Here is a 21,663-nt window from a genome sequence, read left to right as displayed (position 1 = left end):
AAAATCGTCAATCTACAATTTAAAACCTGGGTATATGGTTTTGTTGCTTAAACGTTTATACTTGCACTAAGGTTTTGATGGAAAGGATGGATTTTAGTTTACCGATGCAGCGGTCGTAAAAGGGGACTTTTTTCCGGGAGTTGCTTTTGTATTTTAGGAGTGTTGCATAAATCCGTATCCCGGCCGATTGTGTCCAGGAGCGGAAAACGGGATTCGGACGATAGGAAGGCAGATAGGAAAGCAGGGTTTCCGGATCGAAACGATCAGACCGGATTCCTGCTCCGGCACGTGTTGCATCGAACGCATTGCATTCCTGCTCGATGTGTACAGGAACCATGAGTACCGGTTTTTGTAAATAAAGGGCCTCGCAGACTGATTCGAATCCGGCTGTGGTGGCAAATGCTTTACATCCGGCCATATAGTCGATAAACAGATTGTCGTCGATTCGGTGAAGGGTAAGGCCGGGTGCGATCTCCTGGGTTTCGGGAGCATTTTTCCGGTCCCAGAAAAAATGGAGAGGATAATGCGGATAGCGCCGGTGCCATTCGGCAATTTCTTCCACGTAGCCGTTATTGAGCAGATAGCCGTGAATGTAATTACCTCGTGTCGGTTTTCGGGATAGAACTTCTTCCCGTAGTAATGGCGGTACGATAATGATTCGTTTTTTAGGGTCTTCGGGGAAATTATAGAATGAGAGTGCGAGTTTGAGTGAAGAGCCGATGGCAGTTAAGCGGGTGAAAAAGCGGAGAGAGGCGAGTTGAATCCATGGTTTGCGGGGAAATACAAAGTCTTTATGAAGAAAAAGGTATTGATGACCAATGCAAACCATTGGAGTTTCAGGATGTCTGAACAGGTATGTCAGTCCTGTCATTAATTCATAAAAATTAATGACCATATCCGGTTGCAGCTCCTTGATTTTTCGGTCTATGAAACCGATACTTTGCCTGAAAGCAGGTAGTTTTTTCAGATTGAAAGCCACACTTTTCAACAGTGGTGAACGTTTATTCAGTGGTGTCGGTAAAAAATTCGGACTTTCGAAACTGTATACAGGCGCTTTTACTTTGGTTGTGAAGAAGGAAGGTATTTCACGGCGGCTGCTTTTGCCGACAAGTATCGCAACGACCTCGTCACCTTGCTGTCTTAAGATTTGTTCTAATGTTATCGCTTGGGTAAAGTGTCCCCGGCCTTCTCCCTGAATTGTGAAAATAAAACGCATGGATCGGATATTGAATGTTGGCTCTATACGGCTATTTTTAATGTTTTTTCCTGCATTTTTTCATCTTTATTGTAATCGTATACTTCCCAACGGCCGTCCGGATACTCGACGAGTGCACTGAGTGATTCTACCCAGTCACCCGAATTCAGGTAATGTACTTTTTCGTACCAGGTATCGGCCGGTTGATGGATGTGCCCGCAGATGATACCGTCAAAGTGGCGGTTTGCTGCAATCTGTACCAGTTCTTTTTCAAAATCTGAAATGTAGGATACGGCTGATTTTACTTTGTGTTTGATACGTTGGGAGAAGGAGTAGTAAGGCTTACCATGCCGGCGGCGATAGTTATTCAGTATTTTATTCAACCACAGCAGGAATGAGTAACCGTAATCACCGAGTTTCGCCAGCCAGATCATATGGGATGTGATGGTATCGAAGATATCACCGTGTGTAACATAATAGCGTTTCCCCTTAGATACATGGACATAGTCGCTGACAATAGAGATGTTGGGGAGTATTAACGGTACTAATTTGTCAAGGAAGTCATCGTGGTTTCCCCTTACATAAATAACCTGTGTCCGATGGTTTTCCATCATTTTCATGATGACTTTGATCAGATCGGTATAACTTTTTTTCCAACGGCCGAAAGGATTCTTTTGTAGTTTCCAACCGTCGATAATATCTCCGTTCAGGATAAGTTTATCGCAATCAACACTTTTCAAAAAACGAGTAAGTTCGTCTACTTTTGAATGTTCAGAACCCAAATGTACATCCGAGATAACTACTGTTGAAACTTTTAATCTGTCGTTCATAGTTCTTTTTTTACTTATACAAAATAAATCCGTTTTTATGAAGAATGCGTTAAAAATGAGTGACATATATGTTACGATTGACTGAGGCTTTATTTTGATTTACGGTTTTGCTGGCCTGCAGATTTTGTTGATTCCGCGGATTTGATTTTAGATTTTAATAGACCATATACGCTGGTCTTTAGAAGATTTTGATTTACGATTGGATGCCGGAACCGATGATTTGTTTTTTTATTTTTGAAATAAAAAATAAACAAGCTTAATTTACATACGTATATTTTAAAAAGTGGTTTTCGCCTTGCGTCTGCTTTTATGAACGTTGTTTTCTATTTAAAAAAGTTGAAATTATGGAAGATTTGACATTAACAACTCCTTCGATATTGTTCTCGGCCATATCCTTGATTATGCTGGCCTATACAAACCGCTTTCTGGCCTATGCCTCGGTGATCCGTAATTTGAAAAATGAGCATGAAAATAATCCGACACCTATCACTCAAAGACAGATCGATAATTTGAGAAAAAGGCTCTATATTACCCGTTCTATGCAAATTTTCGGAGTGATGAGTTTATTACTTTGTGTCGTGTGTACGCTTTTTATTTACGTTGGCTGGCAAATGGCTGCCGTCTATATTTTCGGAGTGGCATTATTGCTTTTGGTTATTTCACTCGGATTATCGGTGAAAGAATTGCTTATCTCTGTCAAAGCACTGGAGTTTCATTTGGACCGGGTAGATCCGGAGAAAAAAGAAAAATAATACAATGGACAGAGTCGGAAATTGAAATATTGAATCTACAGTTGAGGCTTGGATGGATATCTCTGATTGGAATATCTGTTTTGTGCATTTGTCTAATAATGAGACAATAAGTGTCTATTTCTTTTACAAGTTTAAAGGATTATGTGTATGTAATATTCTTATATACAGCAGTTTATTAAAATGGCATATGTTTTGTTAATTTATGTATACAAATGATTCGGATGTATGAGATTGTTCACGATTATTACCCGGCAATTGTCGCGAAACAGGTTGTATATTTTTATAAACCTGATGGGATTAAGCGTTGCGATAGCAATTAGTCTCCTTGTCTATAGCTTTGTTGTAAAAGAAGTACAGACGGATGAATTCCATCGGAATGGTGAGAATATTTATCGTATATTGGGCAAGGAAAAATCTGACGATACCTATAGCAGCGAGCATTGTGGGTTGCTGGCTCCCTCGGTTTTGAGACAAATCAGCGGGATTGAGGATTTTGTTCGTATTTGGCCGCAATCAATGGAAATAAAGACGGAAGGGATGGCCGATTTTAATGCAGTAGAAACATGTTTTCATGCTGATTCTGCTTTTTTCAGTGTTTTTACTTTTCCGTTGGTGCATGGGGTATTTTCTCAAAATCTGCCTTTTCGATGGGCTGTGATTTCGGAAAGAGCGGCCCAAAAATACTTTAAGGATACGGATCCTGTCGGACAAAATGTTTATGTCCGTTCGGATATGTGGTTTCCCAAGCCTATTCCTTACCAGGTGGTCGCTGTTATGCGGAATATTCCTGCCTGGTCGACATTACAAACGGATATTGTATTGGATTATCGTTATACGGAACAATTTACGGACTGGAACAATAATTTTTTGTCTCTTACTTATGTACAGTTAAGTCCGAAAAATTCCATTCAGACGATAGAAGAGGATATTAAAAAATTTTATGCAGTCGTCCAGCCGGAAACAGAATACCAATTCAGGCTTCAATCCCTCGGTAGTGTTTATTACCACGGAGAGAATGTTGAATACAGCAGTGATTATAAAGCACCTCAGGGTTCACTGTTTCTTACCCGTTTGCTTGTCGGGATTACCTTGCTCATATTTTTTCTTTCGTCTTGTAATTACGTCATGATCAAAGTCGTACAGAGCCAACATAATTTGAGAATGTTTGCCATTCAACGTTGTTATGGTGCTGATAATAAGAGTGTATGGATTCATTTTCTGGTAGAGACAACGGTGTATTTCGTGCTTTCGGGAATTATCGGAATTTGTTTAGCCAGGTGGCTTTTTCCGGCTTTTCAGGAAGTAATTACACCGGGATTTCACTATTCTTTCCCGTTCAGTGTCGCAAGTGTTTTTTGCTTTATTGGCATATTATGTGTATTTATTGTTTTTATTAGCGTTTCTTTGAGTTATTATTTTCTGAATAGGTTAAATACCGGTGGAATAAAAGAATCTGTTGATAAGAAAGTTTCCGTATTTGATTTGCGGAAGGTTTTGGCTTTTGTTTCCGTGGCCATATTTTCTTTATTGTTTGTTACGGCTACGATTGTTAATCGACAAATCGGTTTTCTTAAAAACAAAGATTTAGGCTACAGTGTCGAAAATGTATTGAGTGTCTCCGGTAGTAATGAAGTTATCAAAGCTACGTTATCGGGTAATCCGGATATTTTGTCCGTAACCTCGGGGAGCACTCCCTTGCCTATGGAAGAGCCTTCTTTTTTAAAATTGACCTGTCAGTTTGATAACGGACTTATGCCGGAAAAAGCCGAAATTATCAGTGGAGATGCTGATTATTTAAGTACCTACCGGATACAGTTGCTGGAAGGTAAAAACTTCGATCCGGCAACAGATCCGCAAAATACAGGGGTTATTCCTTTGCTTGTCAATCAGCAATTTGTTCGAAAATCCGGACTGAAACAGGCTGTTGGTACCCTATTCAGGGGCAGGACTTTTGACGATGAGCCGTTTTCAAATTTTAAAATTATCGGTATTGTTAAAGATTTTTATGCTCATCCCTTGTATAAAGAGATTGATCCTTTAGTGATCAGTTATAGTAAAGGCTCTTATAGCCATGGATTTATGAACAATGATATAACGACAATTTGTTATATGCCGTTGAAAAAAACGGAAGTGCTCCAATTTTTGCATGAAAATAATCTTACCTGCTATTATGTGTACGATTATGCACGACTTTATGGGAAAGAAGAAGCTTTTATGCGTTTGATCAATATCGTAGCCGTGATCGCTATATTTATCGGGGGGCTCGGTATATTTGCCTTTTCCGTGTTTTTTGTCGCCAGCCGCAAGAAGGAGGTGGCTCTGCGGAAGATCAACGGTGGTTCGGAATGGGCTATTCAAAGACAACTTAACCGGGATTTTGTGGTGTTGACATTGTGGGCTTGCCTTTTTAGTATTCCGTTAGGGTATTATCTCATCAGCTCCTGGTTGGAAAAATTCGCTTGCCGGATTGAACTGAATTGGTATTTTTTCATCCTGGTAGCACTCTGCTGTCTGACCTTTGTCTGTCTTGTCGTTACCTGGCAAATCCGAAAAATAGTAACCCTAAATCCCGTAGAGTGTTTGAAGGAGTTGTAAAATTGCTTTATAAAGGCCGGTTGGCGTACATGTCATTGAAGTTAACAGGTTGTTTTTCAATTTCATCGTTTCCCTCGGACAGTTCGGCACCGGTTTGGAGGTCTTCCTGTGCTCCTTCCATGTCGCCTTTCAGTTCTTTTGCCCGGCCTCTGGCGGTGTAGGCTCGTCCGAAATCAGGTTTGTTTTCAATCGCTTCGTCAAAATGCCGGATTGTTTCGTCGATCAGATGCCGGTCCAGCAAAATACGTCCGGTTTCCAGATAGGCCTGTTCGTGGAAAGGATTTAATTCCACGACAGTGGCATAATCTTGTAAAGCAGCTTCTGTATTTCCAAGTGCTTCATAGATCGCAGCTCTTTGCAGGTAGGTACTTTCTTCTTCGGATGAAATGGAAATGGCTGTATTTGTGTCGTTTAAGGCGTTTTCATATTCTTTGAGTTCCATCCAAATGGAAGAACGTAATAGAAATAATTCCATGAAGTCACTTTTGATACCGGCTGCTTTATTCAGATCATCAATTGCTTCTTGCTGTTGTTGCATCATTTGCCGGGCTTTTGCCATGAAAAAATAAGCTCTGAATTCTGCCGGGTTTTTGCTAAGTACATATTCGCAGTCAGCGATAACGGCTTCCGGTTGTTGTTCCCGGAGATATAGCTGGGCCCGGTTTAAGAATGTATCTGTGTGTTCCGGATCAATTTTTACCATCCGGGTGTATATATCGATGGCTTCTGTCGTATCGTTTTCCTGAATATAAACCAGTGCCAGGTAATTCAAGGTTTCAAATTCTTCCCGGATGGCAAGGGCTTCGGTAAAACAACGGATGGCATAGCCTGTTTTACCGATTTTCATCGCTTTTAATCCGTCATATTTGAGAATATCGAAATTCCGTTCTTGGTTTTTGTCCTGAGCCTCTTCCGGTTGTTCTGCCTCACGACCGAAAAGTGATTTGAAAATACCCATTATTGTTCACTATTTTGTTTATTTTCAGAGTCGAAAAAAGGAATCGGATTATCGGAATGAATTGCATGAAAACCGCTAAACCTTTTGTACACTCATTTATATAAACGGCAAAATAACAAAAAGCTGATTAAAAAAGCAAGTGTATATGAAGGAAGTCGTTGCCCGATTTGTTATCTTTATCCCCGGTGAATTTTAAATTAAACGTTGATATATGAAAAGAATGTTAATTATGGCGGGACTTGTTATGGTATTAGGAGCCTGTAACAGCCCCGGAAAAGATGCTAAGTCATCGGAAAATCCTTTTTTTGCGGAGTATACGACTCCGTTCGGAGTCCCTCCTTTTGATAAGATTAAAATAGAGCATTATAAACCGGCTTTTCTGAAAGGAATGGAAGAACAGAAGCAGGAAATTGATGCTTTATTGAATCAGCGTTCAATGCCTGATTTTGAAAATACCATTGTAGCTTTGGATCAGAGTGGACGTTTGTTAAGTAAAGTCAGTTCTGTATTTTATGGTTTAAATAGTGCCAATACTTCGGAAGAAATGCAGGCATTGAGTAAAGAGTTGGCTCCGCTGTTGTCGAAGCACCGGGACGATATTAAACTGAATCCGCGCTTGTTTGCCCGGGTAAAAGAGGTGTATGAACGTCAGAAAGATTTCAATTTGGATAAAGAACAGACGGCTTTATTGGAAGATACGTATAAAAGTTTTGTGCGTGGCGGGGCTAATCTTTCTCCGGAAAAACAAGAGAGGCTGAGAGCATTGAACAGTGAAATTTCATTGTTGCAACTGACGTTCGGGCAGAATATGCTGAAAGAGACGAATGCCTTTCAATTGGTTATCGACAATCAGGAAGATTTGGCCGGTTTACCGGCTTCTCTGATTGCAACTGCTGCTGATGCAGCGAAGGTGGCAGGCTTGGAAGGAAAGTGGGTGTTTACTTTGCACAATCCCAGCATTATGCCTTTTTTGCAATTTTCAGAACGGAGACCGTTGAGGGAGAAAATTTTCAAGGCTTATATAAATCGGGGAAATAACAACAATGAATCTGATAATAAAGAAGTTGTAAAGAAATTAGTAAGTCTTCGTCTGGAAAAAGCGAAATTGATGGGGTATGACGATTACGCTGCTTTTGTATTGGAGGACCGGATGGCTAAAAACGAGGCGAATGTTTACCGTTTGCTGAATCAGGTTTGGGAACCGGCTTTGCGTAAAGCGAAGGAAGAGGCCGGCGATTTGAAAATTGCAATGAAAAAAGAGGGGGTAAAAGACGAGCTGCAAGGTTGGGACTGGCGTTATTACAATGAGAAGGTCATGAAGGAAAAGTTTGATATCGATGAAAATCAGCTTCGGCCTTATCTTAAATTGGAAAATGTACGGGAAGGGATGTTTTATGTTGCCAATAAACTGTACGGTATTACTTTTACGGAATTGAAAGATATGCCTAAACCGCATGAGGAAGCTATTGCTTTCGAATGTAAAGATACCGACGGTACGCACCTGGGCGTTTTGTATATGGATTACTTTCCGCGTGCCAGTAAGCGGGGCGGAGCCTGGTGTGGTACATATCGTTCCCAGACTTATAAAGATTCCGTGCGTGTTGCACCGGTTGTGACGATTGTTTGTAATTTCACAAAACCTTCGGGAGGCCAACCGGCTTTGTTAAGTCCTGATGAAGCTTCGACGATGTTTCATGAGTTCGGTCATGCCTTACATAACCTGTTTAAAGATGTTCATTATTACGGAGTTTCGGGCGTACCGCGTGATTTCGTGGAATTACCTTCTCAGATAATGGAACATTGGGCATTTGAGCCGGAGGTGTTGAATGTATATGCTAAACATTATCAGACCGGAGAAATGATGCCGAAGGAATTGATCGGGAAACTTGAAAAGAGTGGGAAATACGGACAAGGGTTTGCAACGGCAGAATATGTTCAGGCTTCTGTTCTGGATATGGATTATCATGTATTGAAGGAGATTCCGGCAGATTTTGATGTAGAAAAATTTGAAGCCGCCAGCATGAAACGCTTAGGTGCATTGAGGCAGATTCCGCCCCGTTACCGGACCACTTATTTCAATCATACGATGGGAGGTGGCTATACGGCCGGCTATTATAGCTATATGTGGGCAGAAGTTCTGGATGCAGATGCTTATCAGGCTTTTGTCGAGACTGGCAATATCTTTGATCCGGAGACAGCCGCTAAGTTCAGAAAATATGTCCTTACACCTGGTGGTATTGACGATGCGATGGTTATGTATACCAATTTCCGTGGAGCAGAACCGGGTGTAGAGCCTTTGCTGAAGAACAGAGGATTGAAGTAAAGGAGAAGAACAATCGATTTGCGGTTTTGATTGAATTCTGTAGCACCCGGGTAGCACCCGGGGACGGGGATAAAGTGCTATTTAACTTTTATAGCACTTTATCCCCGTCCCCGAGTGCTACTAAATCGTGACCTTGAAATATTGAAAGTTGATAACTTGCTTGTTTTCAATGCAATATAGATGTTGTGTGTTATTCCGGCCGAGTTTACTTAAAGCAAACAAACCGCTGCAGATCAATTCTACTGCGGTTTTTCGTTTCTCTAAATCCAGATTGACGAAATAAAACCAATCGTGAAATCTCCTGCTTAGAATCATTTTGGAAATGAAAAAGCCTTCCCTATTTCCCAATACCGTCCCTATAGTTCTTGGAATTCAATCAGCCCTGACAGGTTCAATATCCATATTTTACAATGGCTTTCATCGGTCTGCGCATAATCCTTTCAGGCACGCACACTCCTATACAAAACTCTTCGAATACCGGACCAATAATTACATCGTAGCCCAATCACTATTCAGTCCTAATTGGTGTATTTAAAAATCTAATGACTGACAGAAATGCTTTCGAGCAGTTCAAACAATTCTTTCTTTTTCAGGGGCTTGGTCAGAAAAGCATTACAGCCTGCCTGCAAAGCGTTTTCTTTATCCGTATCAAATGCATTGGCCGTGACTGCAATAATAGCAATGTCTTTATTAAATTTCCGGATTTTCTGTGTAGCTTCCAATCCGCCCATAACCGGCATTCTCATATCCATAAATATAACATCAAAGGGTTCTCTACTGACTTTTTCAACAGCTTCCTGACCATTATAGACCCGTTTTAGATGATGCGAGCACAGGATACGTTCCATAAGTAAATAATTGCTATTATTATCTTCAGCAACCATAATTTTTAAACACCGTGTATTTACAGGCGGCGTTTCAGGTTTAAAAACAGCTTTATCCGAAAGTCGTTCCCGAATCTTTTCGCCTGTTTCAAGTTTAGCTTCACAAGGCATCCAGGCCCAAAAAGTTGACCCAACTCCAGGCTCAGACTCAAACCCGATTTTCCCCTTTTTCCGTTCAACGATAGCACGGCAAATCGCCAGTCCCAATCCGGTTCCCTGTGCAAAGTCATTTAATTTCTGGAAACGCTGAAACACGCGGTAATGATTTTCTTTAGCTATACCGACTCCGGTATCTTCAACATATAAACGTATTCCGCCATCAACATACTCGTAGCCCATTTTGATATGCCCGGATTTAGTACATTTAATAGCATTCGTGACAAAATTTATACATATTTGCTTCAGGCGGTTTTTATCCAGGGTTACCCAGCATTCAGCATACGGATTATCCAGTATAAATTCAATCCCCGGATCCGTCACTTTCAATCGCAGTGTTGAATATAAACTATCATATAATTCGGAAACGTCAAAATATTCCGGATGCAATTCGATCATGTTAGCCTCTATTTTCGATAAATCCAATATATCCCCGATCAAACGCAGCAAAAGTTCATTATTCTCAGAAATTATATTTACATATTCCTGTTTATCTTGCTCATTATCGCTCAAAGCCAATAAATCGGAAAAACCGACTATAGCATTCAAAGGTGTACGGATTTCATGACTCATATTAGCGAGGAATGCCGACTTCAACCGATCTGCCTCTTCCGCTTTTTTCTTGGCTTGAAGTAACTTTTCCTGATATTCTAATTCTTGGGTAATATCCCGCTGAATAAAAGTAATGTCGGCGATTTGCCCCATTTTATCCTTGATTCCTAAAAATTTACAATCAAAATAAAGATATCTGTCATGCAAAAAACGAAGAACAACATTACCGGACGATTGTCCTTTATGAAGAATAGACTCCAGGGTAACTATAAACTTTTCCCTATCTTCCGGATGAATCCTTTCCAAAGCATTTTCCAACGAAATCTTTTCAGTGCTCAATTCATTTCTGACCGGATAAAACATTTCCTCTGCAACATTGTAATTCCAGGCAATCAAATTACCCGCCTCTAAAGCCAGAGCTAAGTTCCGGTGAATGGTTTCTATCTTCTTATGGCTTTCGATCAAGGCAATTTCCTGATATTTTTTTTCAGACACATCTTCACATGTCAGGAGATAACCCAATATATTCTGCTGATTATCACGCATAATGACAATCTTGGTGATAAAATATTTTCGTTGTCCACGAATTGTCGAACCTAAAAAATCATGCCCCAGCTCAAAATCATAATCCGTTTCAAAAGCAACATCTTTTCCTTGCTTTAATGCTTCTTTATCTTTATCCTCCACATTCGGATCTTTGAAAATATTAATCCCGAGCACATCCGTTATTCCCACTCCAAACATTTTCAAAGCTGTCTGATTAGCATATATCAAACCACCATCCTGACCATAAATAACAACTCCTTGTGAGGAATAAGAAGGAATAAGCTTTAAAAGATCTTTTTGTTCCTCACTATATTGGTCAGCATTTATATTTTCCATAGCGTTGTAAAGAATTATCGGTGCAAAGTTAGATAAAATTGTTCTGATAATTGGATGAAAACAGTAATGTTTTAATTTTCAGCACAGGGGGACTGGGGTGGTCCTGTTCGGCAGAAAAGTCCCTCCAATTTGAGAGATCAAAAAACCATATCAGTTACTAACAATTATGTTTTTTTGTTGATAACTAATTGTTTTATAATGCATTGACTTGTGTTTAAATATCTGTATTTGTTTTCATAAACAATAGATATATGTCAACCATCTTTAATCAGAAAATTGATTTGATTCAGCTATTGCGTCAGATTCCTGATGAACATATCCTCAAAATAGCCACCAAAAGTAAGGTCGATCATTATGCCAAAGTCTTGAATGGCCGTCTGATGTTTTATTTATTTTTATCTGGCATCCTGCGTACGGATAAATTAAGCCAGCGTGGTCTTGCCGATTCTTTTTCTTCGCCTTTTTTCCGGACTTTATTTAATTTTAAAGGTAAACCAACGATATCCCACAGTTCAATATCTGACCGTTTGTCCACGATGAATACTGTTTTTTCCGTGAATGTTACGAAACAATCTATCATATATTCAGTTCTTTATACAGTACCCGTGAAATCGAAAACCTGTGTCTTCAGCGTGTGGACAGTACTCTTGTAAGTGAAGCGTGTAACTGCCTGCAACAGGGCATATCCTGCGGTAATCTCTATGGGAAAAAGAAAATGATGAAGTACACCATCAACTTTGACAGCATGTTCGCTTTTTTTGCCACGATTCATTCGGATGATCGTGAAAGCAATGAGTCCGTGGTTCTTCCTCAGAATGTAATGGGTCATTTTCAAAAGGTCAAAGATCATTCTTCTGTTTATATTCTTGACCGGGGGCAAAATTCAGCAGAAGCATTTAAGGCGATGAAAAGTCATGAGGGCCTCCTTTTTGTTAGCACTTTATCCCCGTCCCCGGGTGCTATTAGATGAAAGAAATTTTTATAGAGTAATTTCCAGGTGTTATACGGGCGATCCGAAAAGCACCTTTTTCATCTGTTATGGTTCCTTTAATCAAGGAATCTCTTTCGGTAAACACGAGAATATTGGCATAAGCAATCGGCTCATAAGTAGCTTTATCCAAACCCCGCCCTCTAACCTCTGCTTTTTGAGCATAACTATTTATGCCCAAACCCAAAAAACAAGCGATACATAATAGAAAAAATGTTTAAATATCATAACAATAGAATTTTAGTTAAAAAGAAGATTATTTCGCAGAGGAACAACCTTCTTCAAGATCGCCACTTCTCCCAGTAATCAGAATAAGCCACGGCCTTCCTTAACCACATCATCACCAGCAGAACCATTACAGCATCTTTCATTATGCTTGTTCTTGTCGCTTACACCGAAATCACTTTCGGTACCTGCGGCACATCCGCCGCTAAATAGCTCAAAATCAAGTAGAGTAATAATTTGAACGTTTCATTTTTTACGACCAAGGAGTAGCGATATACCCTACTTTATTGCTCATTCAGTTTATAAAGATAAAAAAATATTTAATTGACGATAAAATTTTAATAAAGTACATAAAATATCTGGCAAATACATATAAAATAATGAGCGGCCGGAATTAATTCATTACTAAGGACTAGAGAGAATAAGTGGAATGGAAACTGATTATCGAATAGAAATATTATCTTACCTATCGGTAGTACTCAGTGTATCAGTACGCTATACAAAATAAATGCAATACCGAACCGACAAAGGCTATCAATCTGATTTTCAGAATGAAAACCTGATCTCTGAAAAAAAAGGACTGCCTGACAACTAAAGCCAGACAGTCCCTTTTATTGTTATAGATTTAGGTTTAACGTAGACCCGAATCTTGTGTTGTTGACTGGCAAGCAGAGCCATCATTACAACAGTGTTTGTTGTGTTTGTTCTTGTCCGCTGCAGCGAATGCATCTGTCACAACTTGTCCTCCACTGTAAAGTTGGAAACCTTTACTTTTCATTACTTGTTCGTTCTCTAATGATTGAACAAATTTTTCGATTTTACTAACTTTTTTTTCCATAGCACAAATGATTTGATTTGTATTAGACACTAGCAATTTATGTAATTAATTATTCCCTATTCAAAAAGGGATAATATTTTCTGCGTAAGAACGATAAATGGAAATAAACGTTTGGATTTAATTACTAAATGTTCAAATTATTACAAAACAACATTTGATAAATCCACACCCTATTTATTTACCGGTGGGTCTATTATTGCCAGATGTGTCATGGTGTTCATTTATATTATCCGCAAATGATATTCAATGCTAAATTTCCCTTAGAGAATAAATTTTGGTTTCCCTCTTCTTTGTTTAGGTTCTAGAATATTTACGGAATTTCTTGTTATATTAACCTTTTTTTCTAATTAAATAAATTAAGGAGCTTTATTACAGATTACTAACAAACATTTTTATTATAGTAGAAGAGTGCTACTGGCATTACAACAATGTTCATTATGTTTATTTTTACCCGAGCCATCATTACAACAATGTTCATTATGTTTATTTTTATCCACTGCCATAACGCTATCCATTATTAATGATCCTCCACAGAATAACATAAAACCTTTATCTCCTATTAGTTGTTCGGATTCTAAAGAATCAACATAACTTTTTATTCTACTAATTTTTTTCATGATTCATAACTTTTTAATTATATACTATTTTTAAAGATTAAATATATTGGTCACAGTAATACATCTCATTATTCTTCGATGCTCATGAACTTAAAATTACGCCACAGTACAGTTGAAATGCTGAGTCGTTAATTATCTATTATTTTCCGATAATTTTCTAGAAGGAGAATCTTTGTTAAATTTCTTCTAGACTTTTTTAACCGTAAGCAATTTACGGTAAAAAGAAGTTATAATATAAATAGGAATTTTCTATTCTGTGAGTGGATAGGTTCTACCTTTAAACGTAATTATTCTACTTATGAATGAATAGCTTATTGATTATAACAATTTAATCTTTCTGGAGAGAAATTAGTGAATATTTTATATATTTCAATTTTCTTACTGATATTTTAACATTATTTCCGTTTTGCAAAGATGCTATTCTATTCTTTATATTGATTTTTACTATCTTATTTGTATTAATAATACAATTACGATGAACTCGAATAAAATAAGAAGGTAATAAACGCTCTATATTATTTAATGATTTAGAACAGGAAAATTTACTACCATCATCAAAATGGAATGTACAGCAATCTGAATCAATTTCTATATGTGAAATATCCTTTGTATTTATTGGAGTGATTTCCTTTGAAGTCTTAATTATTATTGTTTTATCCATAATCTTTATCTTAATGACTCTACATTAGAAATACTTACAAAATATTGATAAACAAAAATATATAATTTAATAATAAATACGGCACTTAACACAAGTTATCTAAGTTGATTTTTTATTAAATTATAATAAATATTTTTCCTGTCTATTAAAATCTCATGATTCCCAACTTCCGCAACTTTCCCATGATTTAAGACTATAATGGTATCGGCATTTCTAATGGTACTCAAACGATGAGCGATGATTACTACTGTTTTATCTTTATAGAATTTATTTAAATTCTCACTTATTTTTAATTCATTAATTGAATCTAACGAGTTTGTAGCCTCATCTAACAGCAAAAATTCTGGATTTTTATATACTGCCCTTGCAATCAAAATTCGCTGTTTTTCTCCACCACTTAACATTATTCCATTTTTCCCAATTAGAGTATTATATTGCATAGGAAGAGATTCAATAAAATCATTAATACATGCTATTTTGGCTGCATATATAACTCTGGCTACATCAGGTTTCATATCGGCCAATGCGATATTTTCCATAAAAGTCCCACTAAAAATATACCCATCTTGTAAAACAGCACCACACATAGATCGCCATTTTTCAATATTGACCTCATTAAGATTTTTATCATCTAAAAGGATTTCTCCAGTTTGTACAGGATAAAATCCTAATAATAATTTTAATATAGTAGTTTTTCCACTACCACTTTCTCCAACAAATGCGGTAACCTTTCCTTTGGGAATAGCAAATGAAATATCTTTGATTACATAGTGAGCTTGATTGCTCGAATATTTAAAAGATACATTTTTAAAATAAACTCCCTGACTTAATGTTACATTCGTATAAATATCACTAGCCCTAATCTCGGAATGTGTATTATTAATTTCATTAAGCCTTGTGACAGAGATTTGAGCATCTTGAAAATCTCTAACAAAGTTTGAATAGAAATTAATAGAACCACTAAGCTGACCGATTATATAATTTATACTTATCATTTCCCCTAGAGATAATCTTCCTTCAACAACCCAATATGCGCATAGACCAAGAATAAAATAATTCTTAATATTATCAAGAATATTTACTCCTACGATCTGATAATTCTCCACATATAATGTCTGAAGAAGTAAATTATTTGTTTTCTGAAGTAGAGATTTAGACTTTTGAACTTTTGTATTACTTGCATTATTAATTTTTATATCGGACATTCCTGATATAAGTTCAAAATAATTATTCCGATAATCTGACAATACTTCAAATCTTGAAAAATCTAAGATTGCCCTTTTTTTAAAAAAAATACTTATCCACCCTAGGATAGCTAAACTTGAAAAAAGAAATATAGATACAATAATTAAACTATATGTTCCTAAAAGAGAGAGGAACAGGATAAAGTTAGCAGTTGTAATTAGAAACCTAATAACATGCCGTGTTAAAAAGCGTTGTAATAATTCTAAATCTTGAATTCGTTGAAGCAAATCAGAACTAACTCTGCGTAAGAAAAAAAACAATGGAAGTTTAATTACTTTCCCTAGAAAATCCTCTAGAAATGTAGTTGAAACTTTAAAATTAATTTTCAGTAATAAAAGATCGTACAACGTTGAAAAGAAGATATAACCAATAGCACACGCAAGTTGCCCTAAAATAAATAACTGAACTAATGATATATTTTTAGCACCTATTCCACTATCTATTGTCTTCTGAAACAAAATAGGAATAGCCCAATTCATCAGCAAGGACACCAATACTAATATTATTGAAATGATATACCATTTTGAAAACTTTTGAGAGATTGTCTTTATATGAGTAACTATCTGTTTAACTGCTTGTTTATACTCGCTCTTTTGCTTATAATTACGATTAGAAACATTTATTTCTGCATCTAATAGAATCGCGACCCCTCTTGTATTTTTATCTACGTCAGCACCAATCCAACTTTCAAAAAAATCATTTTTATTCAATTTTAATTTACCAAAGGCTGGATTAGCAATGTAGTAAATCTGCCTTTTCGTATCAATTTTATATAAAACAACAAAATGATTTTGGTTCCAATAAAGAATAGCTGGCAAGGGCATTCTCTGTATGTCCTCAATGCTAATTAAAACAGCTTCGGTTTCAAATCCAGTTTTTCCTGCAGCTTCTGCTAAGTCTTTCACTGTAACCCCATGCATGTCGGGATCACATAGTTTTCTTAGTTCATGTAGTGAAACATTTTTACCATAATACGAACAAATCATTTTAAGGCATGTTGCACCACAATCATTAGAATCTAACTGGTGAAAAAATGGAAATTTCATGTATTATAGTAATATTTCTCGTTAATGAAAGATAGAAAACGTGTCATAATTAATTCGTTTTTTCTATCTTCATTATATACACATTTTAATTTATTCCCTTCCTCTACCGCTTTTTGTGAGCATATTTCTGTACAAATGGGAGCAATCCTACAAGAATAACACATTTTATTTTTAAATCTTGAGTTCAACTTATAAATGCAACTTTTTGGGTGCGGATAATAAGCAATAAAAACATTTATTTTTCAGAGAGGAAAGAGAGACAATGTCCCCCTTTCTCTCACTCTGAATGGATAAAGTTTGCTATCTTTGCTTTAATTGTCCGTCCAAAGAAAAAAAAGTTGCAGATGAGCAAACATATAACCGAGGAACAAAGGTATGCAATTTCTATGATGTTGCAAATACCGATGAGCAAAAAAGCAATAGCGGAAGCTATCGGAGTAGATAAAAGCACTGTTTACAGGGAGATAAAGCGCAATTGCGACGCCCGAAGTGGTAGCTATAGCATGGAGCTTGCCCAGCGAAAAGCAGACAGGCGCAAGCAGCAAAAACATCGCAAGGAAGTGCTTACACCGGCAATGAGAAAACGGATAATAAAGCTGTTGAAGAAAGGATTCAGCCCGGAGCAGATTGTCGGCAGGAGCCGCTTGGAGGGAATTGCGATGGTATCTCACGAAACGATATATCGCTGGATTTGGGAGGATAAGCGGCGGGGTGGCAAACTGCACAAATATCTTCGCAGACAAGGTCGCAGGTATGCCAAACGTGGTTCTAAAAATGCAGGGCGAGGATTTATCCCAGGCAGGGTGGATATTGATGAGCGTCCCGAGATAGTGGAACTGAAGGAGAGATTTGGTGATTTAGAGATAGATACAATTATTGGTAAGAACCACAAAGGTGCCATTCTTACCATTAACGACAGAGCAACAAGCAGGGTCTGGATACGCAAGTTGTCGGGAAAAGAAGCCATCCCGGTAGCTAAGATTGCAGTATGGGCACTGCGGAAAGTGAAAAACTTAATACACACAATTACGGCTGACAATGGAAAGGAGTTTGCAAAGCACGAGGAAATTGCGCAAAAATTGGAAATAAAATTCTATTTTTGCAAACCATACCACTCATGGGAACGTGGTGCCAATGAAAACACCAACGGGCTTATCAGGCAGTATATCCCAAAGGGTAAGGACTTTAGTGAAGTAACCAACAAACAGATTAAGTGGATTGAAAATAAACTCAATAATCGACCTCGTAAAAGACTTGGATACCTCACGCCAAACGAAAAATTTAAACAAATTATTAATCAGAATTCTGTTGCATTTGCAAGTTGAATTCAGCAATAATGCTCTATATCTATTCTCTACTCTTTCTTCATCCCAAATAATAGAACCATCTTCATTTATATAACCTTCCCTATTTTCTCTTTTAAAGTCTCGTGCTGTACACTTAAAAATATCCCCATTATAATTGAGTACAGCCGTATTTTTTCTATTACCGTAGCACCACTTTGGGGAAGTAGAATACTTTAATTCGCCAATATCAAAGCCAACTGATTTAAATTTTTCTTTTACAGTCTCTACTTCTTCTTCAATATTTCCTTCTCTATAATCTTGCCACACCCTTTCAAAAGCAATGGAAACATTTTTATATTCACTTAATTCCTTCAAATCATCTACTATCTTAATCATACCCACAATATTTTTATGAGTATAATTAAGTCTAACAGTAACATCAAAATCGTTTTTCACCAAAGACTTTATACTTTCTATTACTTTTCTATAAGTTCCTTTCCCATTTTTTAAAAACCGAGTACTATTGTGTTCTTCCTCACACCCATCAAGAGTAATTTGAAAATTGATTGGCTGATATTCTTTCATTATTTCAATCATACGATCATTTATTAGATAAGAGTTAGTCGTATAATCAAAACGATAGATAATGCCTCTATTTTGACATATTTCTTTTGTAATTTGCATTATTGGTAATGCAACATCATTAAAATTTATCAATGGCTCACCTCCAAAAAAAGATATATCAAATATCTCTATTGGCGTTCCTTCTTTTAAAGTATTAGAAATAAATTTCTTTATACTCTCAACCATAGTAGGTGACATCCTAGATGGTGTTTTAGTTTCATAACAATACCAACAACTAAGATTACAATTTAATGTGGGATTAAGTATTAAATTATAGTGGCTATCTGTTTCGTATTTTTTTATTCTATCAAATAGTAAAAGAGAAGATTCATCTACTTCCTTAGGTAAAACAAATCGTTTGTTTTTTAACTCTTTTAATAACCTATCTGGTAACTCAGAAAAAATTTGCTGTTCTATCTTTTTTGCATTATTAACATCTACTAATAAATAATCATTTCCAAATGAATTATAAACTAATGTAGTAGCTTCGGTAATCGGAATATAAGAATTATAAATACTCGCTTTCATAGGGCTCTTATTTTTGATTATTAAAAGAATAAATGATGCGGAGAGAAACAAAGGGTTTTTCTTTGTAATAATTATTAATGTAAAAATCAGTATCATTTTTTGATATGGTATGATAGTTCAGCGTAGAGAAAACATTATTATACGCTATAATCGCAGCCCAACGATTATTCAAAAAACCTTTTCTTAAAGACATATTGGACACAAAGTAACCGTCTCTTTTTCTTTGTGCATCGTGTATCGGACTCCGATAAGACAAATCCCATCGGAAAGTAAAAGATTGCGGGAGTTTTATCGTATTATTGATTCTACCGCTATATCTTAAACTTTTTACGGTATTATGCTGATTTTCAAAATCCACTTTTAGCCTATACGAGAATAGGGATGACGAGAAATTTACATTCCACCACGTAAAAACATCCACACCCGCCATGAGTTCGACTCCTATATTTGTTGACTTGCCGACATTTTCAGGAGAATACATCAATACATTGGAAGAATCAACCCGGGCATAGTCTTGTGTAACATCACTGGTGTTACGCCAAAAAACTTCCGCAGCAATAAAGTCTCTATTCCACGATTTTTTATAGCCCACCTCATAGGCATTGCTATGCGCTGGTTTTAAATCTCCATTTCCCTTATAATAGGAATACAGGGATTGATACTGTTCCATGGGTAATAAACTCCAATAATCCGGGCGATGAATCCGTTTGGAATAACTGCCGTATAGCTGGGCGGATTCGGATTCGTCAAGACTATAGGATAAATGAAAGGTTGGGAAAAAATCTGTAAAATTATTCTTCGACGGTATGGTTATTCTTTGACCGTTCAAGTCATAACTATAATCTGATTGCCGGTGCGTACTTTCCAGTCTGGCCCCGACTAAAAGTGCAAATCTTTTCCATTCGGTTTCTAAAGTCAAAAATGCAGAATAAATCTTTTGATTAAAATAAACCGATTGATTCAAAGGCTCGTTTGCAAATTTGGTGATTACTCCCTTGTCATCAAATGTTCCGCTTGTGGAGGTGGCCTTCGGTATGTCATCTATGTTGATGTTTAAACCGGACTCTAATGTAATATTTTTATGAATAGGAAGCTTATAACTTAATTTGCCGACAAAAATGGTTTCATTCTTTTCACTTGCCATATAACCTACACGCTCAGTATGTGTAGTATATATCTTAGAATCAATTTGTCGTTCTTCCAAATCCCTTAAATATCCGGCATAATCCAGGTAGAGGGATAAAAGATGCGTTCTTTCCTTATTGAATTTATGATCGTAAGACAGTGTCGCACCAACATACTGATAATTATAATTCAATTCACTTAAATAATCATATCCGTTGTCTGTTACATTACTGAGTTCCGCGATGGATTCATGAACTACCCCCTTACTTTTATTGTGCTTTTTGGTTTTAGAAGGGTAGATATAACCTGAAAAATTTATATAGTCTCTCTCCGTAAAATCATGATTAAAGCCTAATTCTATGTACGATTTGTTTTCCCGATTTTTATGGTCTGTATTCAGTGTCGTTTCATATACTTTATTTTCGCTCTCTACTTTTTGATATTCATTTTCCGAATATTTCTCCCATATATACCTGCTTAACTGTCCTTGTATATACCAACCGCTTTTTTCCCCTTTCTTATCCACTGAAAACAATCCGTAATATTCTCCCCTACTATCCAATTTTAACGTAGAAGTAATGTTGTAGCCCTCTAACCTGTTTTTCTTCAGAATAACCTGGATAATCCCTGCTGTACCTTCCGAATCATATTTTGCAGATGGATTTGTTATTATCTCCATTCGGTCAATTTGATTGGCGGGTATTTGCCTGAGTTTCTCTTCCCCATTGGGAGTAGGATTTCCATTTATATATACTTTAAAAGTTCCATCACCCCGATAAGTCAGCTTACCGTCAAAACTTAACTGAACAGAAGGTACGTTTTCGAGTAAATCCATAGCTACATCCGCACCGGGAAAACTTCGGGCATCAATAACCTTGCGGTCCACCTTATAAGTTAATGGAGGCCTCGAACTTTTTACAACCACCTCTTTTAAATTTTCGGCTAAAACCTCTAATACGATATCGCCTAAATCATTTTTTTCCGTATTCAAAAACTTGTCCTTTAGAATAACGGAGTTATAACCGATGAAAGAAATTTTTATAGAATAATTTCCGGGTGTTATACGGGCGATCCGAAAAACACCTTTTTCATCTGTTATGGTTCCTTTAACCAAGGAATCTCTTTCTGTAAACAGGAAAATATTGGCATAAGCAATCGGCTCATAAGTAGCTTTATCCAAAACCCGCCCTCTAATATCTGCTTTTTGAGCATAACTATTTATGCCCAAACCTAAAAAACAAGTAATACATAATAGAAAAAAATGTTTAAACACCATAATAATAGAATTTTAGTTAAGAAGAAGGTTATTCCAAATCGAACAACCTTCTTCAAGATTGCCACTTCTCCCAGTAA

Annotated in this window: 16 protein-coding genes and 1 pseudogene; 4 read left to right on the top strand and 13 right to left on the bottom strand. The window is 36.9% G+C overall.

Annotated elements, in window-relative coordinates; all coding sequences use genetic code 11:
• Window positions 1-55: 55 nt before the first annotated feature.
• Both BN8908_RS12580 and BN8908_RS12575 read right to left on the bottom strand, forming a co-directional pair.
• A complete protein-coding gene (locus BN8908_RS12580) occupies window positions 56-1,216 on the bottom strand; it encodes a glycosyltransferase family protein (protein WP_021989172.1) in 1,161 nt (386 codons plus the stop codon).
• Between the two features lie 23 nt (window positions 1,217-1,239).
• Entirely contained in the window at window positions 1,240-2,025 is a 786-nt protein-coding gene (locus BN8908_RS12575) for a UDP-2,3-diacylglucosamine diphosphatase (RefSeq protein WP_068690912.1), read from the bottom strand.
• Between the two features lie 344 nt (window positions 2,026-2,369).
• Between BN8908_RS12575 and BN8908_RS12570 the strand changes: the two genes are divergently transcribed.
• Window positions 2,370-2,777, top strand: coding sequence for a DUF2721 domain-containing protein (locus tag BN8908_RS12570; RefSeq protein WP_021989170.1), 408 nt, complete (start codon window positions 2,370-2,372; stop codon window positions 2,775-2,777).
• 225 nt (window positions 2,778-3,002) lie between these two features.
• Window positions 3,003-5,372: an ABC transporter permease gene (locus tag BN8908_RS12565; protein WP_082989259.1), complete on the top strand. Its 2,370-nt coding sequence runs from the start codon at window positions 3,003-3,005 to the stop codon at window positions 5,370-5,372.
• Window positions 5,373-5,379: 7 nt separating this feature from the next.
• Here BN8908_RS12565 and BN8908_RS12560 read toward each other — a convergent pair whose 3' ends face one another.
• Complete coding sequence (locus BN8908_RS12560; protein WP_068690909.1) at window positions 5,380-6,330, bottom strand: tetratricopeptide repeat protein; 951 nt, start codon at window positions 6,328-6,330, stop codon at window positions 5,380-5,382.
• 211 nt (window positions 6,331-6,541) lie between these two features.
• Here BN8908_RS12560 and BN8908_RS12555 point away from each other — a divergent pair, with 211 nt between their 5' ends.
• A complete protein-coding gene (locus BN8908_RS12555) occupies window positions 6,542-8,653 on the top strand; it encodes a M3 family metallopeptidase (protein WP_068690907.1) in 2,112 nt (703 codons plus the stop codon).
• Between the two features lie 539 nt (window positions 8,654-9,192).
• On the opposite strand, the gene BN8908_RS12550 is transcribed toward BN8908_RS12555, so the two are convergent.
• The 8 genes from BN8908_RS12550 to BN8908_RS12520 all read right to left on the bottom strand — a co-directional run bounded on the left by BN8908_RS12550 (window position 9,193) and on the right by BN8908_RS12520 (window position 16,747).
• Complete coding sequence (locus BN8908_RS12550; RefSeq protein ID WP_068690905.1) at window positions 9,193-11,127, bottom strand: ATP-binding protein; 1,935 nt, start codon at window positions 11,125-11,127, stop codon at window positions 9,193-9,195.
• 385 nt (window positions 11,128-11,512) lie between these two features.
• Window positions 11,513-11,707, bottom strand: a complete 195-nt coding sequence (locus tag BN8908_RS18575) for a hypothetical protein (protein ID WP_148453316.1) — start codon at window positions 11,705-11,707, stop codon at window positions 11,513-11,515.
• Between the two features lie 12 nt (window positions 11,708-11,719).
• Window positions 11,720-11,956, bottom strand: coding sequence for a hypothetical protein (locus tag BN8908_RS18570; RefSeq protein ID WP_148453312.1), 237 nt, complete (start codon window positions 11,954-11,956; stop codon window positions 11,720-11,722).
• 133 nt (window positions 11,957-12,089) lie between these two features.
• Window positions 12,090-12,296, bottom strand: a complete 207-nt coding sequence (locus BN8908_RS19170; protein WP_392389385.1) for a carboxypeptidase regulatory-like domain-containing protein — start codon at window positions 12,294-12,296, stop codon at window positions 12,090-12,092.
• A 675-nt stretch (window positions 12,297-12,971) separates the two neighbouring features.
• On the bottom strand, window positions 12,972-13,178 hold the full coding sequence (locus BN8908_RS12530; RefSeq protein ID WP_068690899.1) for a hypothetical protein: 207 nt from the start codon (window positions 13,176-13,178) through the stop codon (window positions 12,972-12,974).
• Between the two features lie 395 nt (window positions 13,179-13,573).
• The gene (locus BN8908_RS12525) at window positions 13,574-13,795 is read right to left on the bottom strand and encodes a hypothetical protein (protein WP_068690897.1); all 222 of its coding nucleotides are present in this window, start codon (window positions 13,793-13,795) and stop codon (window positions 13,574-13,576) included.
• A gap of 328 nt (window positions 13,796-14,123) precedes the next feature.
• On the bottom strand, window positions 14,124-14,456 hold the full coding sequence (locus tag BN8908_RS18260; protein WP_074042466.1) for a LytR/AlgR family response regulator transcription factor: 333 nt from the start codon (window positions 14,454-14,456) through the stop codon (window positions 14,124-14,126).
• A 95-nt stretch (window positions 14,457-14,551) separates the two neighbouring features.
• Window positions 14,552-16,747, bottom strand: coding sequence for a peptidase domain-containing ABC transporter (locus BN8908_RS12520; protein ID WP_068690896.1), 2,196 nt, complete (start codon window positions 16,745-16,747; stop codon window positions 14,552-14,554).
• A gap of 344 nt (window positions 16,748-17,091) precedes the next feature.
• Between BN8908_RS12520 and BN8908_RS12515 the strand changes: the two genes are divergently transcribed.
• A complete protein-coding gene (locus BN8908_RS12515) occupies window positions 17,092-18,072 on the top strand; it encodes an IS30-like element IS4351 family transposase (protein ID WP_005794072.1) in 981 nt (326 codons plus the stop codon).
• Window positions 18,073-18,423: 351 nt separating this feature from the next.
• Here the strand turns inward: BN8908_RS12515 and BN8908_RS18995 are convergent.
• Window positions 18,424-19,185, bottom strand: a pseudogene (locus tag BN8908_RS18995) (radical SAM protein); the annotation flags it as partial.
• A 7-nt stretch (window positions 19,186-19,192) separates the two neighbouring features.
• Window positions 19,193-21,586, bottom strand: a complete 2,394-nt coding sequence (locus BN8908_RS12510) for a TonB-dependent receptor (RefSeq protein ID WP_068690894.1) — start codon at window positions 21,584-21,586, stop codon at window positions 19,193-19,195.
• Window positions 21,587-21,663: the final 77 nt, after the last annotated feature.

This window comes from Culturomica massiliensis, from assembly GCF_900091655.1.
GTDB classification, from domain to species: Bacteria; Bacteroidota; Bacteroidia; order Bacteroidales; family Marinifilaceae; genus Culturomica; species Culturomica massiliensis.
This window is presented reverse-complemented; position numbering and strand designations above follow the sequence as displayed.

What these genes read in the sequence shown, in the direction of transcription:
- BN8908_RS12555 (WP_068690907.1), top strand. Translation starts at nt 6,542, where the DNA reads ATGAAAAGAATGTTAATTATGGCGGGACTTGTTATGGTATTAGGAGCC.
- BN8908_RS12565 (WP_082989259.1), top strand. Translation starts at nt 3,003, where the DNA reads ATGAGATTGTTCACGATTATTACCCGGCAATTGTCGCGAAACAGGTTG.
- BN8908_RS12575 (WP_068690912.1), bottom strand. Translation starts at nt 2,025, where the DNA reads ATGAACGACAGATTAAAAGTTTCAACAGTAGTTATCTCGGATGTACAT.
- BN8908_RS12570 (WP_021989170.1), top strand. Translation starts at nt 2,370, where the DNA reads ATGGAAGATTTGACATTAACAACTCCTTCGATATTGTTCTCGGCCATA.
- BN8908_RS12525 (WP_068690897.1), bottom strand. Translation starts at nt 13,795, where the DNA reads ATGAAAAAAATTAGTAGAATAAAAAGTTATGTTGATTCTTTAGAATCC.
- BN8908_RS12560 (WP_068690909.1), bottom strand. Translation starts at nt 6,330, where the DNA reads ATGGGTATTTTCAAATCACTTTTCGGTCGTGAGGCAGAACAACCGGAA.
- BN8908_RS12530 (WP_068690899.1), bottom strand. Translation starts at nt 13,178, where the DNA reads ATGGAAAAAAAAGTTAGTAAAATCGAAAAATTTGTTCAATCATTAGAG.
- BN8908_RS12510 (WP_068690894.1), bottom strand. Translation starts at nt 21,586, where the DNA reads ATGGTGTTTAAACATTTTTTTCTATTATGTATTACTTGTTTTTTAGGT.
- BN8908_RS12580 (WP_021989172.1), bottom strand. Translation starts at nt 1,216, where the DNA reads ATGCGTTTTATTTTCACAATTCAGGGAGAAGGCCGGGGACACTTTACC.
- BN8908_RS18575 (WP_148453316.1), bottom strand. Translation starts at nt 11,707, where the DNA reads ATGATAGATTGTTTCGTAACATTCACGGAAAAAACAGTATTCATCGTG.
- BN8908_RS18570 (WP_148453312.1), bottom strand. Translation starts at nt 11,956, where the DNA reads ATGACCCATTACATTCTGAGGAAGAACCACGGACTCATTGCTTTCACG.
- BN8908_RS12550 (WP_068690905.1), bottom strand. Translation starts at nt 11,127, where the DNA reads ATGGAAAATATAAATGCTGACCAATATAGTGAGGAACAAAAAGATCTT.
- BN8908_RS12520 (WP_068690896.1), bottom strand. Translation starts at nt 16,747, where the DNA reads ATGAAATTTCCATTTTTTCACCAGTTAGATTCTAATGATTGTGGTGCA.
- BN8908_RS12515 (WP_005794072.1), top strand. Translation starts at nt 17,092, where the DNA reads ATGAGCAAACATATAACCGAGGAACAAAGGTATGCAATTTCTATGATG.
- BN8908_RS18260 (WP_074042466.1), bottom strand. Translation starts at nt 14,456, where the DNA reads ATGGATAAAACAATAATAATTAAGACTTCAAAGGAAATCACTCCAATA.